Raw genomic sequence first — 18857 nt, 5'->3', positions numbered from 1 at the left:
TACTGTGTAGGTTCCTTCACCTGGAATTGTCTTAGTCGTTGAACCATCTTCAAATGTAGCTGGCGTATCATCATCCATTGGAATGTTTGGATTGCCTTCTGTAAACTTAGGCTTACCTGTTTGGGTTTGGCCTTGTTTGTCTTTTGAAGTTACATCTTCTGCTGTTGGAACAACCGGAGTAATCTTAGGTGTGTATGTTGTTTCAGCTGGGGTACCGTTGGCATCCTTAGCTTGAACCTTAACGGCAACAACATCACCTGAATAGGTCTTATCTGTTGGGGTGAAGGTTACAACACCTGTTGCTTTATCAACTGTGAATGTACCGATAACCTTGCCGTCTGGTGACTTAGCATCTACTGAAGCTGCTGGTTGACCATTTTCGTCAAGAAGGGTAATCGTATCTTTGTCGATTGGCGCAACTGGATCACCTTCTGTGAAGGTTACAGTACCAGTTTGAACAACACCTTGAGGAGCTACTGATTCAGCTGGAGTTGCTGTTGGAGTTACCGGAGTTACTGTTGGTGTGTATGTTGCAGAAGCTTTTGTTCCGTTTATGTCTTCACGAACCACTGTTACTGCTGGTGCTTTACCAACAAATGATTTTTCTGGTACAAATGTAACTGTTCCATCTGGAGCTACTGTGTAAGTACCTACTCCTTCAACCTTCTTACTTGTTGTACCATCATCAAATTTAGCAGGAACAGCTTCGTTAATGGCTACTGTCTTTTCAACACCATCAATATCAGCAGTTCCACCTTTAAATTCTGGTTTACCAGTTTGAGTGGCACCTTGAACATTTATAGTTTCTGCTGGTGTTGCTGTTGGGGTTACTGGAACGATTTCTGGTGTGTAAGTTGTATCCACCTTGATACCGTTTGAACTTTCAGCTTGAACCTTAGCTGGGGTTACTTTACCAGTGTATGATTTGTCTGTTGGTGTGAAGGTTACTTGCCCTGTTACTGGATCAATAGAGAAAGTACCAATTTCAGTTGTACCATCTTCAGCAAAGGCTGGTGTGCTTGAAACTTCGTTACCATCTTTATCTAGCAATGTGTAGCTATTGTCTTTAATGGTAATAGTTTTATCTTCACCATTTACTTGAACAGTAGTTCCTGCAAAGGTTGGTGTCCCTATTTGTATTGCACCTTGGATATCTTTAGAAGTTGCAGGGTTTGCAGTTGGAACTGCTGGCACAACAGTTGGTGTGTAGGTCGCATCTGAAGTAATGGTTGCAGTCTTACCATTAGCATTTGTAATAGTAGCAGTTGCCTGAACAGTTACGCCTTTTGCAGTACCAACAAAGTCTTTTTCTGGCGTAAATGTTACTGCTCCAGTCATTGGGTCGATAGTATAGCTACCTTCACCTGCTACTGTCACTGTTGTTTCATCAGTTGGTTGACCAGTTGCGGGATCCACCAATTTCTTGCTTGTGATTTCAGCAGTCTTGTCGTTGCTCAACTCAAATGTAGGAGTTTGTGTTTGAGGAACGTTTTGAACATCCACAGAAACCTTGTCTGTAGGAGTCACTGTGATTGGAGTAACCGTTGGTGTGTATTTAGCTGTAGCAGTCTTGATGTACTCCTGTTGGATCTTACCATCTTTGTTTCGACCAACTGGCGCTGACAATGTAACATCCACACCTTTGGCTGTACCAGTAAAGCTTGGATCTGGAGTGAAGGTTACTTCACCCGTTGAAGGATTGATCGTGTATGTCCCTTCCCCTTCAACTGTTACAGATGGCTCATCAATCGTGCGACCTGTAGCTGGATCTACCAACTTAGCAGGATATTCTGCACTTGGAGTGATTGCAATCTTGTCACCATTTGAGTTAGTCGCAGTTGTGTTAAAGGTCGGTGTTTCTTTTTGAGTTGCACCTTGAATATCTTTAGAAGTCTTGTCAACTCCTTCAATGTCAATCGGTGTTACAGTTGGAACATATTGACCATCCATAGTATTTAATTGGCCATTCACATTAGGTTCGCTATCAGGGAATTTTGTTGACCAACCAGTATCATAGCCATTATTGTCTGAGCGACGGATAGAGATACCATCAGCAGTTCCTAGGAAGTTATCCTCAGGAATAAACTCAACGTCTACATCTTTACCCTTAGCAGTAATCTTGTACTTACCTTGTCCTTGAACGACGTAGTAACCTTCTGCGTTTAGAGTTGCACGATTGCCATCTTTATCTACGATGTATGGTGCTACAGTTTCATCAATAACAGCAGTAGAATTACGTTCAAACTTGCGTTCTCCACGTGCTGTAAAGGCCACAGTTGCTGTCTGTTTTGTACCTTGAGGTCCACTTGTATCCTTAAATTCTCCTTTTGGTGGGTGGGTGATTTGAGTCTTGAAGTCTTCTACTTCACCTGAGAAGGCCATGCCAGTTGGGCTTTCGATCTCTTTCGCTTTCTTAGCGATACGAACACGAGCACCTAACTCTTTAACGCTTGGGTCGATGTAAGTCTTGCTGTTTGCAAAGGTCAACTCAACAGTACCATCTTGTGTGATTGTAGCGAGATTTGAGCGTTCATCTTCATCAAATTTACCATTTTGGTTAAAGTCTACCCATCCATAGATATGTGCTTCTGAAGCTCCATCCGTATGAGCCTCAATTGACATCTTGTAGTTGCCTGGTTTGGTACGGTCCATCTGGATCATCTCATTGGTTGTCCCTTTGAGATCATCTGGAAGCAATTGATCAATTCCTTCATCGGCCGTAGTTGCCTTATCATCACCGAACCAGTCGAGAGTTGTATTCTCATCCATATCTGGGCTAACGTTACCAAGATACGGTTGATTTACTTTAGCTCCCGTAACACCGTCTACAGTTGCAATGGTATGGACTGCCTTGCCATATGACTCAGGAGCATCTCCTTCATCAAGTGGGAAGAATCCTAGCATAGCAGACTGTTTACCACTTGAAGCGATGTAAAGTCCCACTTCAGATGCCCCACGAGTCATCACGAGTGGAACTGTGTTATTCCCTGCAGATAGGTTTGGTCCAAAAATACCGGTTCCTAGACCACCCGTAACTTTGTCAGGATTTCCAAAGTATTTCCATGCTACTGGTTTCTTTTCTGGTCCAACTTCAGTAGAATTACGAAGTGAATTTAGGTTTATATTTTTGTATTTAGGGTTAGGTCCCAAAAGGTTCTCTGTATCTTGTGGAACATAAGGTACAGAGGTGGCCGGTCTACTAGTTTTTTTCCATTCCCCAAGGTGCTGCCAACCTTCTCCGTTGGTAGTGAACATAACAAATTCACCAGGGTTAGCAGACTCACCATCGGCCATGACAATAGCTGGCTTAACTTTCTTACCACGGAAGGTTGCAGAAATTTCAAACTGAACTCCAATATTTCCACCATTCAAAGCTGAACCCATAGTAGTCTGCTTGGTTTTGGTATCAACATTTTCGTGTTTAATTTCAGTCCATTGATTTTGAGCATCAGCGACAACGTCGGCTTCCTCACCATTGTTAAAAGCTTGTCGAGCACCTGTTGAAGTAACACCCTTTACATATCCATTTTTTGCATTTGGATCATAGGTTGCTTTTTCAGCTTCTGTAGCCCCTTGCTCTTCCATCCGTTTTTTATAGATTTCAGTCGCTTGGAAAGGTTTCAAGGATTTGACTTTTACAGTGACTACATAGCCAGGCATGATTTCCTTGGTATAAGTAGCCCCAACTTGAAGTGCTAGTTTTTCTTGTAAATCTTTATTAGGAAATGCGTCATTTTTAGGAACAATGACTTTTTTTGCTCCTGTCCAGTTGGCTACATCACCAAAGTCCAACCATGTAATCTGGCTAGTTAAAGATTTTGCGTCAAGGTCTGTTGTAAAACCAGGTTTTTCAACTTTTGGAGTTGAAGTTGCATCTTCAACATCATCCGCGATCAAGTTAGGATCATTGGCATCACCAAGAGCACGACGACTACGACGGCGAACATCAGGGGTTGCTACTGGAACAGCTGGTGTTTCTGGCGCAGGTGCTACTACAGCTGCAGAAACTGTTTCTTTATTTTTAGTTGCTGTTCCTTCTGTTCCCTTATTACTTGGGTTTGTTGTTCCTTCTGCCACTGCAGGAGTTGCTACTGGAGCCTTCTCTTCAACAGGGGCTGTTTCTGTAGCAGTTACAGGAGCTTCAGCTTGGTATGTTGTAGCTGAAGTTGAAACTTCACTTGTTGTTGAAGAAGTTGCTTCAGTTGTAATCGCAGGTTGGCCTGCTTCTTCTTTCGTTGCAACCCCTACTTGGTTCTCGGTGTTTTCATCAGCTGCGACGCTTGAAGCTGTCCCAACCATCACTAGCGTTCCTAAAAGAACCGAGCATACTCCGACATTCAATTTTCGAATTGAAAATCTGCTAATACGATCATTGAATAAATCCTTACTCACTTAAATTCCTCCAAAAAATTTTAAAACTTATATTTATATTTTTACGGCTAATGCCTAACCTTATCAATTCTATCAAATTAATTTAACTATTCAAAATATAATGTCTCAAAAATTGATCAATTTTTTAAAATTTGACGATATTACTAATCATTAAATTAAAATAATAGGAAGTACGAATCATTATTTTAAAAATAACAAACGATCTTCCTATTTTTTCAACTAACAATAATCTCTATATAGCCAAATCAAACTTCAATTGAGGTTTGACAGGATCATAGTCCTCCAGTACAAAATCCTCAGCTTTGATCTCAAAGAAATTGGTACCATCTGGCACATTTAAAACCAAGTGAGGTTGGCAGTCCGAAGGCTGTCGTCTAAGTAACTCTTCCGCTTGATCAAATTGGTTATCATAGATGTGAAGGTTGTTAATGAAATAAAAGAACTTGCCAACCTTCCAGCCAAAGTGCTTGGCGATCATCATCTGAAGGGCTACATACTGCATGGCGTTGATATGGTGCGCCACTAGCATATCATTTGAACGTTGGGTCAAAGTTGCATCCAGATAGATTTCCCCATCGACACGACGCACATCAAACATGGTTTGAAAAGCACAAGGCAAGAGCCCTTCCGACTCTTCAAATGCTTGGTAATCCCAGAGAGAAATAATATTGCGTCGATTCCAGGGATTGGCTTCCAGCTGTTTGAGTATCTTGTTGATGATGTCATGCTTTTTAACGACAGCGCCATAGCGTTCACCAATCGTTCCTGTGTCTCCCACTTCCCAATCATTCCAGTAGCGGACCTGATACTTATCATTTAGAAGCTCCAAACTATTAGACTGATCCTGGTAGATCCAGAGCATCTCCTTGATAGCCGACTTGATGGCAATAGGACGAAGGGTCGTAATCGGAAACTCGCCCTTGGCCAGATCAAACTCCATAAAAGCTCCCGTGATGTACTTGGAATTGGCTGTTGTGCCATCCTTGTACTTGGGCCGAGCTTGCTCAGACCAGACGCCTTCTTCCATAATTCTTCGAATATTTTCTTTAAAAAGGATATCTGCTTTTGTCATTCAATCTCCTTAAATACTGTAATACCTACATTATAACACAGGATAAAAGAAAAGAGGTCCAAATGATTCGGTTTGGATCTCTTTCAAATAAAATCTATTGTAGGACAAGTGATGCAGCTCCAATAACTCCTGCATCATTTCCAAGATTAGCAAGCACCAATTGGGTTGACGTACGGACTTGTGGGAAGGTATTTCCATCAAAGACCTTTTGAACCCCATCTAAGAGGAATTGGCCTGCTGCTGATACACCACCACCGATGACAATGTTAGCTGGGTTCAAGACACTAGCGATGTTGGCACAAGCAATACCGAGGTATTGAGAGAAATGACGGTAGACAATCAAGGCCAACTCATCTCCATCTTTAGCAAGATCAAAGACTGTCTTAGCTGTAACTTCTTCACCATCATCAATGAGACGTTTCAAGGTTGCATCTCCTGCGTATTCATCAGCATAACGGCGGGTTAAATTGACAATACCAGTCGCTGAAGCTACTGTTTCCAAGCAACCTTTCTTACCGCAGGTACAATCAAATGGGCGATCAAAATCAACTGTGATATGGCCAAGTTCACCAGCAACACCACCAGCACCGTGCAAGAGTTTTCCTTCTGCCACGATACCGCCACCAACACCAGTTCCAAGTGTCATGAAGACGACATCCGGTTGGTTTTCACCAGCCCCTTTCCAACGTTCACCAAGGGCAGCTACGTTGGCATCATTATCGATGAAGAAAGGAATTCCCAAGGCAGACTCGATATCCTTCTTGATAGGCTGTACAGTTTTCCAGTTGAGGTTATATGCTCCAACAACCGTTCCTTCAAAACGATCCACCGCGCCAGGGGATCCCATCCCGATTCCAATAAAATCTTCTGCTGATAAGTTCAACAATTCCAAACGGTGTTTGATGGAAGCTATGATATCAGGAACGATGTGACTTCCTTCGTCGAGGATGTTGGTCTTGATAGACCACTTCTCTTGAATCTCTCCTTCTTGCGTCAAAATGGCAAATTTGACTGATGTTCCACCTAAGTCAATACCAATAATTTTTTTGGACATTTTATACTCCTTTGTTCCTATTCTCTTGACACTAGTATACCAAAATGTGAAAAGGGTTTCAATTGTTTTTCAAGAATTCTCTCAATTTCATTTACAAAAAAAGAACCTGTCTGCAAAAACACAGACAGGAGTTCTTTACTCTTCGTTATGAAGTTTCAAAAAGAGTCTCAAGGATTGAACGCCAATTACGAAGAAGAATAATCCTAAAATATGCAAGAGGAAGATACTAATCGATAGTGGACTGATAATGAGAAACAATCCTGTAAACAGTTGAATGAGCCCCCAAAAAGTAAACTTCTTGGATAATTCTTCAGAACGCTTAGAAAGATAGTGAGCCTTACGTAAACTCAAGGCAGACTTATATAAAAGCCAAATACCGAGTGTGATCGGAAAGACGATTGGCAAGGTCTTGTAGCCATATAGCAAGAGATAGACTGCAAAGACCAGCGAGACAGCACTCTGGAATAAATAAGGATCTGACAAGGTCGCTTGAGTCCGTAGACGGTAGTAACGCGACAAACGCGAAACCGAAATCAAGAAAAAGCCCAGAGAAATCAACCAACTAAAGGTGGCAATTTTTTCGATTGGATTTACAAAGAGAACAAAGCCAATGCCACAAAATAAAAATGATGACAGCAAAAGACTGTATTTACTAATATGGTGCATCCTTCCTCCTTTAGTTTTCTGCCAGCTCACTCAAGTACTCATACCGTTCGTACTTGGCTAAGAGCATCTCGTTTTCTTCATCCATCTGACGTTGGAGACTGGCCAACTTACCAAAGTCAGAACCATTCTCATTCATCTCAGCCTCGATGGTTGCAATCTTGTTTTCAATCTCTTCGATCTCACTCTCAATAGTCGCCCACTCCTGCTTTTCCTGGTAGCTCATCCGTTTCTTTTCTTCTCGGACTTTGACTACCTTTTCTTTTTCAGGCTTGCTACTTTCAGCAACCATTTCTAGCTCAAACTTTTTCTCATCTAGATAGTCGGTATAGTTGCCGAAAAACTCACGAATGCCACCATTTTCAAAAGCTAAAATTTTTGAAGCAACCTTGTCTAGGAAATAACGGTCGTGACTAACCGTGATGACCGGACCGCCGAATCCTTGTAGGAAATTCTCTAACACTGTCAAGGTCGCGATATCCAAATCATTGGTCGGCTCGTCTAAGAGCAAGACATTTGGTTTTTCAATAAGGAGCTTCAAGAGATAGAGCCGTTTCTTCTCACCACCAGAAAGTTTTTCAATCAAGGTGCCGTGGGTCGAACGAGGGAAGAGAAATTGCTCCAACAATTCGGCAATTGATGTAGACCCTGCGCTGGTCTTGACTTCTTCCGCTACTTCTTGCAGGAAGTTGATCATCCGCTTGCTTTCGTCCAAGCCTTCAATCTGCTGGGAGAAGTAGGCAATCTGTACCGTTTCTCCGATAATGACCTTCCCAGCAGTCGGTTGAAGTTTCCCAGCAATGAGGTTGAGCAAGGTTGACTTTCCAACACCATTATCTCCCACAATTCCAATCCGATCTTTGTTTTGAACCAAAAGATTAAACTGCTGCAGAATCGGTCCTTGATCATAGGCGAAATCGACATCTTGAAATTCAATGACTTTCTTACCGATTCGACTGGTTTCAAAGGACATTTCCAGATCTGTTTCTGTAGCCTGGTGAGATAGGTCCTTTTTGAGGTCGTGGAAACGATTGATCCGAGCCTGTTGCTTAGTAGCACGCGCCTGCGGTTGGCGACGCATCCAGGTCAATTCTTGCTTATAGAGTTGTTGCTTCTTGTGAAGTAGAGCCGCATCCCGTTCGTCCTGCTCAGCTTTTAAGCGAACGTAATCCTGATAATTTCCTTGGTATTCGATTAGACCGCCGCGATCCAATTCGAAAATACGAGTTGAAATATTATCCAAGAAATAACGGTCATGGGTGATGAAAAGTACAGTTTTCTTAGAGTTCTTCAAGAAATTGGTCAACCATTCGATGGTATCAATATCCAGATGGTTTGTCGGCTCATCTAACAGCAACAAATCATGGTCTCCCAAGAGAACCTGTGCTAGCTGGACACGGCGCCGCAGTCCACCAGACAAACTCCCCACCTTAGCAGATAAATCTTGAATCCCCAGCTTGGTCAGGACAGTTTTGACTTGGCTTTCGATTTCCCAAGCATTGAGAGAGTCCATCTCCGCCATGACTTTTTCCAGTTTCGCTTGCTGGCTCTCATCGTACTGGCTCGTCAACAACTCATATTGACGAATCAATTGGAGCTCTTTCACATCCTCTGACAAGACTGTATCGAGGACCGTCTTATTATCATCAAATTGAGGTTCTTGGGTCAGATAACCAATCTTATAATCATTCTTAGCAGAAAAAGGGGAACGATCTCCATCATAGCCTGCACGACCAGACAAAACATCTAAGAGAGTCGTTTTCCCTGTCCCATTGACCCCGATTAGTCCAATCCGATCCAGCTCATGAATGATAAAAGAAATATCTTTAAAGACCGTCTTATCCCCGACGGACTTGGTTAGTTTTTCAACAATAAAATCGCTCATGCTTCCCCCTTCTTGGCTTCAAGATAGCGGCTCAAAAAATCACCAATGGCTTGTTTGTCATTCTCTAATTCGCCATCTACAATGGCCCATTCGATAGCAGAAAGCACTTGTCCCAGGCCTGGACCTGGTTTTAAGCCGTATTCCTTCATCAACATACCACCATTGACCACGATTTCGTGCTTGTCATGAATAGCTAGAGAATCATACAATTCTTCGATGATTTGGAAATCTACGGGCAACCCATGAGCCTGACGCAGTTCTTCCGCTGACAAGAGAAGGCTACGGTCATAGCGATAGACATCCCGACGATTTAAACTAGCCTTTTCACGCAAACGGTAGATTTCAACCAACTGCTCCACCTTCTTAGCGAAGTCACGAGAGGTTTTCCATTTCTTGAAAAAAGCAGAGACCTTATTCTCGTCTAGGGTCAAGAGTAAGGCAGCCCAAGCTTGCTCGGAACTCGTAAAGGTATAATCCATGGACAGCTGGAACAGTTTCTCTAGGGACGATTGGCTATTTTGTAAGAGGGGAAGGTACTGATAGCTTTTGCTAGCAATCACACCTTCCAATCCCTTGCGCCAAAAAGGAGCTAAGAGGAGCTTATCCAGCTCAATAAAGACGCGTTCAACAGAAATTTTCTCCAACAAGGGAGCGCAATCTGTCATGGCCTTAAAAGTCTCTTCTTCTAGGTCAAACCCAAGACTGGCCTGAAAGCGAAAACCACGCATGATCCGAAGAGCATCTTCGTTAAAGCGTTCTGTCGCCACACCAACAGCTCTTAGGATGCGATTTCCCAAATCTTCCAGTCCATCGAAGAGGTCAATAATTTCCCCTTCTTCACTCAAGGCAAAGGCATTGACGGTAAAATCGCGACGCTTGAGATCTTCTTCTAAGGAACGGACAAAATTAACTGCACTGGGTCTTCGAAAGTCGACGTAGACATCCTCTGTTCGAAAGGTGGTAATTTCATATTCTTGATGATTTTCAAGAACCAGGACCGTCCCGTGTTCAATCCCGACATCAATGGTCCGCTCGAAAATAGCCTTGGTCTCTTCCGGGTAAGAGGAGGAAGCGATATCGACATCGTGGATGGGCCGACCTAAAATGGCATCCCGTACAGAGCCCCCGACAAAATAAGCTTCATATCCAGCTTTTCGAATCTTTTCTAATATTGGCAAAGCCTCCTGAAATTCAGAAGGCAGTTTTTTTAATCTCATAATAGATGTTCTAAACCATAGACAAGCTCATGACGCTTGACTACTTCTTTTACTCCTAGATTGACCCCTGTCATGAAGGACACCCGATCGTAGGAATCGTGGCGTAAGGTCAATCCTTCTCCTTGACTACCGAAAATCACTTCTTGATGGGCTACCAGACCAGGCAAACGAACCGAATGGATGTGCATGCCTTGGTAGTTAGCACCGCGAGCACCTGGAAGGCTCTCTTCTTCATCTGGCGCTCCCTGCTCTTGTGGTTGACGGACCTGACTGATCAACTCAGCTGTCTTCACAGCAGTCCCACTCGGTGCATCCTTTTTCTTATCATGATGCAACTCGATAATCTCTACATTCGGGAAATACTTAGCTGCCTGCGCTGCAAATTGCATGAGCAAGACTGCTCCAATAGCAAAATTTGGCGCGATGAGACCTCCAAGATTCTTTTCACGAGACAATTCTATCAAGTCAGTGATTTCTTCTGTTGTAAATCCAGTTGTCCCAACCACAGGCGCTAATCCATGCTCCAAAGCAAAGCGGGTATGTTCATAAGCAACTTTAGGGATGGTGAAGTCAATCCACACATCCGCATCCAGCGACAAAACACCTTCTTTGTCATGAAAAACCGGAACACCTGCTAGCTCGTTTTCAGAAGCATGGGGATCAACCAAGCCAACTAGTTCAAGCTCGGGGTCTTCTAACACCATGTGATAAGCCGCTTGGCCCATTCTCCCTTTAAAACCTGCAATCACTACTTTAATTGGCATGTTTACTCCTTATACTTTTGGTACAAAACTGATAGCAACGCTGTGATTTCCTAAGTGTGTACCAATGACACTGCCAAAAGTCGCAAATGGAATCTCACCAGCAAAACCTTCTTGATGAAGGATATCACGAAGCGTTTCTGCTTTATCAAGAGCATTCCCGTGAATAATGATGATTTGGTACTCTTTACCTGCTGCTCCTTCTTTGACAATCTCAGCTAAGCGTTTGATGGCTTTTTTCTCGGTACGGACTTTCTCGTATACCTCTATCACACCTTCCTCGTTAAAATAGAGAATGGGCTTGATGCTGAGGAGATTCCCTAGAATCGCCGCTCCATTTGAGAGACGACCCCCTTTGACCAAATGATTGAGGTCATCGACCATGATGTAGGCAGAAGTCCCATCGATTTGGGTTTGGATGTTGGCTAGAATTTCATCAAAAGAACAGCCTTCATCAGCCCATTTAACTGCTTCTTCAGCCATCCACCCAAGAGGGGCGCTGGTAATCTTAGAATCTGGAAAAGTGATGGTCAGATTTGGGAATTCATCTTTCATATACTGGATATTCTGATAGAAACCAGAAATACCAGAAGAAAGGAAAATCCCTAAAACATGGGTATAGCCTTTAGCCTCTAGTTGCGGTAAGAGTTCTTCTAATTCCGCGATACTAGGTTGGCTGGTTTTCGGAAGCTCAGACGAAGCTTCCATCTTTTGATAGAATTCTTCTGCTGTCAGGTTTTTACCTTCTACGTAAGATACTCCATCAATGACAACTGGAATATCTAGGACAAATAAATTATCGTGTCCTCTTGATTCATCTGATAGATAGGCAGAAGAATCTGTGATGACTGCTAATTTCATGCATTAAAACTCCAAATTAATCCCTGGTAAATCAAGGGCGATTTCAGTAACTTCATAGGTCAAACGGTTCAGCATATTCAAGCAGGGACGGGCAAGTTCTTCCACTTCTTCTTTGCTGAATTCGCTTGGCTCACCGACTAAACGATTGTGAATGTGGTTGATTTGGGTAATGGTCCCGCTGATGACAAAGCCATCAAAGACAATCATATAGGTCAAAATAACGATTAAAGAGGTTGTCTTTAACTCTGTATCGCGTTGAATCAATTGAAAGTTGACGTCTACTTTTGTCTCGGGAGTTCCGTTTTCTTTTTCCCATTCAAAGTTACGAGCATCATAATGATACTGGCTGACGAATTCTTTTTCACGTTGGATATCCATACTTGTTCTCCTAAAAATAAGCGTTGTGAAAATTATACCATAAATTAAATCAAGATTCTATTGCAGAACCATGTCTTTTCACACTGTTTTCTATCAAAGAAAGAAGAAAAAGGCTGGGAAAATCCCGGCCTTTTCGTCATGATTAGTTTTTAGGTTTGCGAAGCAATCCGAACAAGATACCACTTACGACTGCACCAATCAATACGAACAAGATGTAAAGAAGTGGATTTGAAGTAAGGGCGATAACGAAGATTCCTCCGTGAGGAGCCATAAGTTTCAAGCCTGCAAGACCAACAAGGGCACCTGTCAATGCTGAACCTGCAATGAAGCTAGGGATGGCACGAGCTGGGTCAGCAGCACCGAAAGGAATGGCACCTTCTGTGATGAAGGAAAGACCCATAACAATGTTTGTCAAACCAGAATCGCGTTCTTCTTGTGTGAATTTATCTTTGAACAAGACTGTTGCTACGAATACTGCTAATGGAGGAACCATACCAGCTGCCATAACGGCCGCCATAACAATAGAACCACCTGAAGCAACAGATTCAGCAAGTGTACCTGTAGCGAAGACATAAGCGGCTTTATTCACTGGTCCACCCATATCGACAGCCATCATACCACCGACGAGTAGTCCAAGAAGGACAGCTGAGCTACCTGACAAGCTTGAAAGGAAGTTGTTAAGACCAGTATTGATAGCAGCCATTGGAATATTGATGAGGAACATCAAGAATCCTGTCAAACCGACACCAAGCAATGGCAAGAGAAGGATTGAACGGATACCATCAAGAGAACGAGGAAGACCTGCTAGAGCTTTACGAAGAACAAGAATCACTCCACCTGCTAAGAAACCACCAACTAAGGCACCAAGGAAACCAGATGATACTGCACCTGGCAACTCACCTTTAGCAGCGCCGTAGGCGATATTTCCAAATGCTGACCCTGAGCTAGCAATAGATCCAGCGATAAAGCCTGCTACAAAACCAGGTTTTTCAGCGATTGAGAATCCGATGTAACCTGCAAGTACAGGAAGCATGAAGCCAAAGGCCGCTCCACCGATTGTTTTGAATTGAGCTGCTAATTCATGGTATGAACCAAGTTGAGACAATTGATCTTGAGGCACTCCAAGAATTTGGTCGATCAAGAAGGCAAGGGCAATCAAGATACCACCACCGATAACGAATGGAAGCATTTGAGAAACCCCACTCATCAAGTGTTTGTAGAAGGCTCCACCCAAGCTCAATTTTTCTTGGCTTGCGCTAGCTTGTGCAGCATTTTCAGCGTGGAAGACATCTGCTTTGCCGTCCAAGATGGTTTGGATCAATTCTTCTGTCTGACGGATACCAGCAGCGACTGGTTTAGAGATCAATTTTTTGCCATCAAAACGAGCGGTTTCAACTGCTTTATCCGCTGCAATAATGACTCCTTCAGCTTTTGCAATTTCTTCAGCTGTCAAGCGGTTGCCGACACCAGATGCCCCGTTGGTTTCAACGCGGACTGTTACACCCATTTCTTCACCTTTTTTGATGAGGGCTTCTTCTGCCATGTAAGTGTGGGCGATACCAGTTGTACATGCTGTAACAGCAACAATGAGCGGTTTTTCAGATGAAGCTGCTTCTTTGACTGCTTCTGCTTTTTTCGCTTCTTCAGCTGCAGCTTCTTGCTCTTCTGCATCAAAGGCTGCGATCACTTGATCAGGTGTGCTGGCTTGGCGAAGTTTGTCCGCAAATCCTGGTTTCATCAAGTATTTAGACAATTCAGCAAGGGCTGCCAAGTGAGTGTCATTTGCTCCTTCTGGTGCGGCGATCATGAAGAACAAGTCTGTTGGTTGTCCATCAAGCGATGCATAGTCCACACCCTTATTTGATTTTGCGAACAAGACTGTTGCTTCTTTGACAGCTTCGTTTTTGCTGTGAGGCATAGCAATTCCATCACCCAAACCAGTTGAAGTTTGTGCTTCCCGGTTCATGATTCCAGTTTTAAAGGTTTCAAAATCTGTCACCACACCATTATCAACGAGCGATTGGACCATCTCATTGATCACGCCCTCTTTATCTGTTGCCTGAAGGTCAAACAACATCACGTTTTTATTTAAAACGTCTTGAATTTTCATAGTTTTTCTACCTCTACTTTTTCATAAGTTTCTTTAATATAGTCAGCTGTCGCCAAATCATCTGAGAAGGTGGTTGCTGTGCCACAAGCCACACCCCATTTGAAGGCTTCGATGACATCTCCTGTTGTTGCGAGTTTCCCAGTGAAACCTGCCACCATGGAATCTCCAGCCCCGACAGAATTCTTCACTTGACCCTTGATTGGTTTTGCGAAGTAAGTGCCGCTAGGACTTACCAGAAGAGCACCATCACCCGCCATGGAAATAATGACGTTTTGTGCGCCCTTGGCCAAGATTTCTTTGGCGTAGCGTTCAATTTCTGGCAACTCTGTCAAGGTAACACCAAAAATAGCTCCCAACTCATGGTTGTTTGGTTTAACCAATTGGGGATTGAACTCCAAGGAATCAATCAAGGTTTGCCCTTCAAAGTCGCAAACCACTTGCGCACCTGTTGCACGAGTTGCTGCGATCAATTTTTTGTAAACCGCATTCCCAAGCGAAGATGGAGCAGACCCTGCAAAGACTACTACATCATCTGCTGTTAAGCTGGATAGGATGCTGAGCAATTCTTGAAACTGAGCTTCCGTCACTTCTGGGCCATTCCCGTTGATTTCTGTTTCCTCATCGGCCTTGATCTTGACATTGATCCGTGTATCTTGGTCCACTGTCACAAAGTTGGTTGAAATAGCTTCACTAGTCAGTACGTCTTCAATGAAGCGTCCGGTGAAACCACCGATAAATCCAGTCGCTGTGTTCTCGATATCAAGACGCTTTAAGACACGACTGACATTGATTCCCTTACCACCGGCGAATTTATCTTCCGAAGCCATCCGGTTGACCGCCCCTGTCTCTACATGATCGAGACGGACGATGTAATCAATCGCTGGATTTAATGTAACTGTATAAATCAAACCTCAATAACCTCCGTTTTTTCTTTTAATTTAGAAAGGATTTCCGTATCTGAAGCATTGGTAATGATGGTTGCTCTCTTCACCGGAGCTACCTTAACAAAAGATGTCCGCCCAAGTTTTGACGAGTCTAGAAGAATGTAAGTAGTCTTTGCATTCTCTAAAATGGCCCGTTTGACAGCCCCCTCTTTAAGATCCGGTGTGCTGTACGACTCCAGGTCGACACCATTCATTCCAATAAAAGCTCGATCGAAACTTAACTGACCGATTTGATTCAAGGCCATCCCTCCGATGCTAGCGTCGGTCGACGTCTTGACCATCCCTCCGATGATGACCGTCGGAATATCTCTCTCAACTAAACTCGCTGCATGGTGAATGGAATTGGTCACAACTGTAACGGTTGGATTGGCCAATTCATGAACCAATAATTCATTGGTGGTCCCTGCATCGATAAAGACAACTTCAAAATCCTTAATCAATTCTGCGGCTTTTTTTGCAATGGCAGATTTTTCTTGAACGTTTTTGATTGCTTTATCTTTATTGCTTTCTTCTTCTTGCAAGGAATGGAGACTTTCTGCCCCACCGTGAATTCGTCTTAGTTTATTCTCAGCTTCTAGTTCATCTAAATCGCGCCGAACCGTTGATTCTGAAGAGTTTAACTCTTGAACCAAATCCTCAATAGAGACGATTCGCTCTTTGATAACCTTTTCTAAAATGATATGTTTTCGTTCAGATTTTAACATATAACCTCCTTTCGGAAACGATTTCAAGGACTATTATACTCTATTATCTTTCAAAGTCAAGCACTAAATATCATTTTCTTTCATTTTCTATCAATTTCTTTAAAATCGTCCATTATACTTTCTTTTCATATCGCTACTTAAGTCTTGAACAAATTCCTAAAAACCTCAGCAGTAAATTTCTGACAGAATAAAAAAGGTATCACTTGGATACCTTTGAATGGAGACAAACTATTATTATAAATAAAACAGCTAGTACTTAAAAAAATGACTTATTGTGCTATTTAAGAAGATTAAAACTTTCCGCCGTTAGAAAAGTGCTTGAAACACTACGTTTCAAGCACTCGGGAGTTTTGAAGCCTTAGATTCAAAACTAAGTCATGGAACTTCTTAGAAGTTCGCTGACGTCCGTACTCACCTAAGGAAAGTTTTTTAGAAGACTTTATCTTCAAGCTGAGGTATCACATGGATACCTTTTTTATGTCTTGTAAGAAATCTGGGATGTTTATCCAGAGGAAACATTATTTATAATTATAAGCCCAGTAATAGTAACCATCTCCATTCACAACTGCTGCTACAGCTCCTTCAGTTGCGTTTGGATCTAGTAACAATTCACGCAAGCCACTGTTGAACCATTTCGTTGCTACAGTTGCTGGGTCTTCTTCACGACGAGCCACAAATCCAGTGCTATCATATTGTCTTGAGATTTGGTTTGCTTTCGGAAGAGAAAGATTGTTGTAGATATCATCAGACCAAGTCAATTCTTTCAAGCCTTGAGCTTTTCTTAGTTCATTGATTTTAGCAAATGCTTCTTTGGCCTTATCTAAAGAAATATAGTTGGTATTGTCTGTCGCTTCCACACGGAAGACGAATTTCACATAGCCGAATTCAACGTCTTTGTATTCTTTTTCGTCGACACCACTCTTCAAGTTAGCAATCAAGACATAATCTTTTGCCCAAGGATTATCTTTTGATTGTTCAAAAAGTTCAGGGTCTTCGATTTCCCACTCAACTTTACAATCCCAACCCGCGTTGTCAATGAACTTAGGATCCATTTTTTCAATGACATAGTTCTTAAATTCTTCGACGTTTTTGAACGGTAACGGTTGGCCAGCTTTGACTGTTTCTACTACATTGGTAGAGTATAGTTTCACACTTGAGTCACGATCGCTATAAGCGTACTCGTCATCTTTTGCATCTTCATGGAATTTTGGATCGACGACAGGGTCATTTGGATCTGTCATTCCTTGAAGTTTCCATTTACCATCAATCCACTTCCAGTATGCAGAATATCCTGTAGCCTCTGTATCAGATGGAACATAGTAGTAATGAGTTGTCCCATCAAAGTAATAGTTCTTATCGTTACGCAAAGCAGCTGATCCAGGCTTACCAGGTGGGTAGACTAGCTTAGGTACACGACCATTTGGCGCCCAAGGAAGGTGTTCCAATCCTTCTGTTGGTGTCTCAACGTATGGTGGAATTTGGTTTTCACTTGGCTGGTCAGTTGTTACCAATCCGTCATTACCAGGTACTTCTGGTTGAACCGGAACTTCTGGCTTCGGCTCAGCTGGATTCTCAGGAGTTGGAGCGAATGGATCGAATTCACCATCTGCGCCTACAAATGGCGGATTCTCAGGAAAGACCAAGTTACCTGTATCTTCAGGTGTAGCTGGTTCTGATGGTTCCACCGGTTGATCTGGTTTATCAGACGGATTTGGTTCCTCCGGTGTTGGGGTTGGAGTTGGGGTTGGAGTTGGGGTTGGAGTATCCGGCGTTACAGGATTTTCTGTTTCGCTAGAATTCTTCACAAATACCCACTTACCATTTTGATAGTAATAGTAATCCCCATTATCTAATATATAGTAATGGTAACCATTCTCGTAAAGGTAATGAGGATCGTTGGCTAGATTATTTCTAGAGTTGTTACGATTGGTCAACGGTAGCCATTGCCCATTGCGATAGATCCGGTAACTTCCATCACTCATGCGATAGTAGTGGTTGCCATTCCAGTAAATGTAATTCTCATCATGTGTGAGATTGTTATAGCCATAGTAGTTATTCCAGTTATTATAACCGTAGTTATAGCCATAATTGTAATTATTATAGCCGTAATTGTTATAACCATAGTAATAATCATAGTTGTTATAGCCGTAGTTATAGTTGTAATTGTTGTAACCATAACTTGGAGTATAGTAACTGTAGATATAACGACTGGTGTTCCAACTATAGCTCTCAGCCTGAACATTCGACGCGACAAATACTGGAACTGCTACAGCAGAGGCTAAGATAGCCCGAGTTACATATCTATATTTTTTATCCATATCAATAATCTCCATTAGGATAGTATTATAAATAAAAAGGATGAAAAAAACCTATGCATAAGTGTAATTCAACCATTCTTCCAGTTTATATAGGTAAAGAAAGCTCCTGAATGAGACGTTCATTTTATTTTAAGGCCTATTTAAAAAATGAACACATCAGTCAGATTCCCACATATTTTTGCCTAAAAAACTGATAATGACGGCATATTTTGTATCGACACTTTTTCTTCCTTTGTGAAAATTATAGCACAGAAAGTTTTGAATAGCAAATAATTTGAGAACCTTCTTATTTTACTCATAGAACTATACTCATTCTTTATACAGATAGTTTTTACCCTACTATTCTCTGGTTGAATGGTAGGGTTATAAAGGATAAAACAATAGGATAGTATTATACTATTGTTTTATCCTGTTTCTATTACTGCTAGATTATACAAAAAGAGGCTGGGACAAAAGTCCTAGCCTCTCAATTGTCTTTGGATTATCGAGCAAGACGCA

At 42.3% G+C, this 18857-nt stretch carries 13 protein-coding genes; all 13 read right to left on the bottom strand.

All coding sequences use genetic code 11. The features are described from left to right. On the bottom strand, positions 1–4392 hold a 4392-nt coding region (locus ADH49_RS06215), incomplete at its 3' end, for a CshA/CshB family fibrillar adhesin-related protein (RefSeq protein ID WP_048690799.1). A gap of 232 nt (positions 4393–4624) precedes the next feature. Beyond that, a complete protein-coding gene (locus ADH49_RS06210; RefSeq protein ID WP_048690797.1) occupies positions 4625–5464 on the bottom strand; it encodes a thymidylate synthase in 840 nt (279 codons plus the stop codon). Between the two features lie 94 nt (positions 5465–5558). Next, positions 5559–6518, bottom strand: a complete 960-nt coding sequence (locus tag ADH49_RS06205) for an ROK family glucokinase (RefSeq protein ID WP_048690794.1) — start codon at positions 6516–6518, stop codon at positions 5559–5561. A gap of 135 nt (positions 6519–6653) precedes the next feature. Continuing rightward, positions 6654–7184, bottom strand: coding sequence for a DUF308 domain-containing protein (locus tag ADH49_RS06200; RefSeq protein WP_048690792.1), 531 nt, complete (start codon positions 7182–7184; stop codon positions 6654–6656). Between the two features lie 10 nt (positions 7185–7194). Next, positions 7195–9066 (bottom strand): ABC-F family ATP-binding cassette domain-containing protein, encoded by a 1872-nt coding sequence (locus ADH49_RS06195; RefSeq protein WP_048690789.1) that lies wholly within the window; start codon positions 9064–9066, stop codon positions 7195–7197. Further along, positions 9063–10283, bottom strand: a complete 1221-nt coding sequence (locus ADH49_RS06190; protein WP_048690787.1) for a CCA tRNA nucleotidyltransferase — start codon at positions 10281–10283, stop codon at positions 9063–9065. Before ADH49_RS06190 ends, ADH49_RS06195 begins: the two co-directional genes overlap by 4 nt. Next, the gene (dapB, locus tag ADH49_RS06185) at positions 10280–11047 is read right to left on the bottom strand and encodes a 4-hydroxy-tetrahydrodipicolinate reductase (protein WP_048690784.1); all 768 of its coding nucleotides are present in this window, start codon (positions 11045–11047) and stop codon (positions 10280–10282) included. The genes ADH49_RS06190 and dapB overlap by 4 nt, the downstream gene beginning before the upstream one ends. Positions 11048–11056: 9 nt before the next feature. After that, the gene (locus tag ADH49_RS06180; RefSeq protein ID WP_048690780.1) at positions 11057–11905 is read right to left on the bottom strand and encodes a DegV family protein; all 849 of its coding nucleotides are present in this window, start codon (positions 11903–11905) and stop codon (positions 11057–11059) included. Between the two features lie 3 nt (positions 11906–11908). Then, a complete protein-coding gene (locus ADH49_RS06175; protein ID WP_048690778.1) occupies positions 11909–12283 on the bottom strand; it encodes a DUF1149 family protein in 375 nt (124 codons plus the stop codon). Positions 12284–12425: 142 nt separating this feature from the next. Next, a complete protein-coding gene (locus ADH49_RS06170; protein ID WP_048690776.1) occupies positions 12426–14393 on the bottom strand; it encodes a PTS fructose transporter subunit IIABC in 1968 nt (655 codons plus the stop codon). Continuing rightward, a complete protein-coding gene (pfkB, locus tag ADH49_RS06165; RefSeq protein ID WP_048690774.1) occupies positions 14390–15301 on the bottom strand; it encodes a 1-phosphofructokinase in 912 nt (303 codons plus the stop codon). The genes ADH49_RS06170 and pfkB overlap by 4 nt, the downstream gene beginning before the upstream one ends. Further along, positions 15298–16041, bottom strand: coding sequence for a DeoR/GlpR family DNA-binding transcription regulator (locus tag ADH49_RS06160; protein ID WP_048690772.1), 744 nt, complete (start codon positions 16039–16041; stop codon positions 15298–15300). Before ADH49_RS06160 ends, pfkB begins: the two co-directional genes overlap by 4 nt. A 518-nt stretch (positions 16042–16559) precedes the next feature. Further along, a complete protein-coding gene (locus ADH49_RS06155) occupies positions 16560–18359 on the bottom strand; it encodes a CAP domain-containing protein (RefSeq protein ID WP_048690770.1) in 1800 nt (599 codons plus the stop codon). Positions 18360–18857 lie beyond the last annotated feature (498 nt).

It is taken from the genome of Streptococcus sp. 400_SSPC (assembly GCF_001072745.1).
GTDB lineage: Bacteria > Bacillota > Bacilli > Lactobacillales > Streptococcaceae > Streptococcus > Streptococcus xiaochunlingii.
The sequence above is the reverse complement of the archived record's forward strand: the minus strand, read 5'-3'. Positions and strand labels throughout refer to the sequence as shown.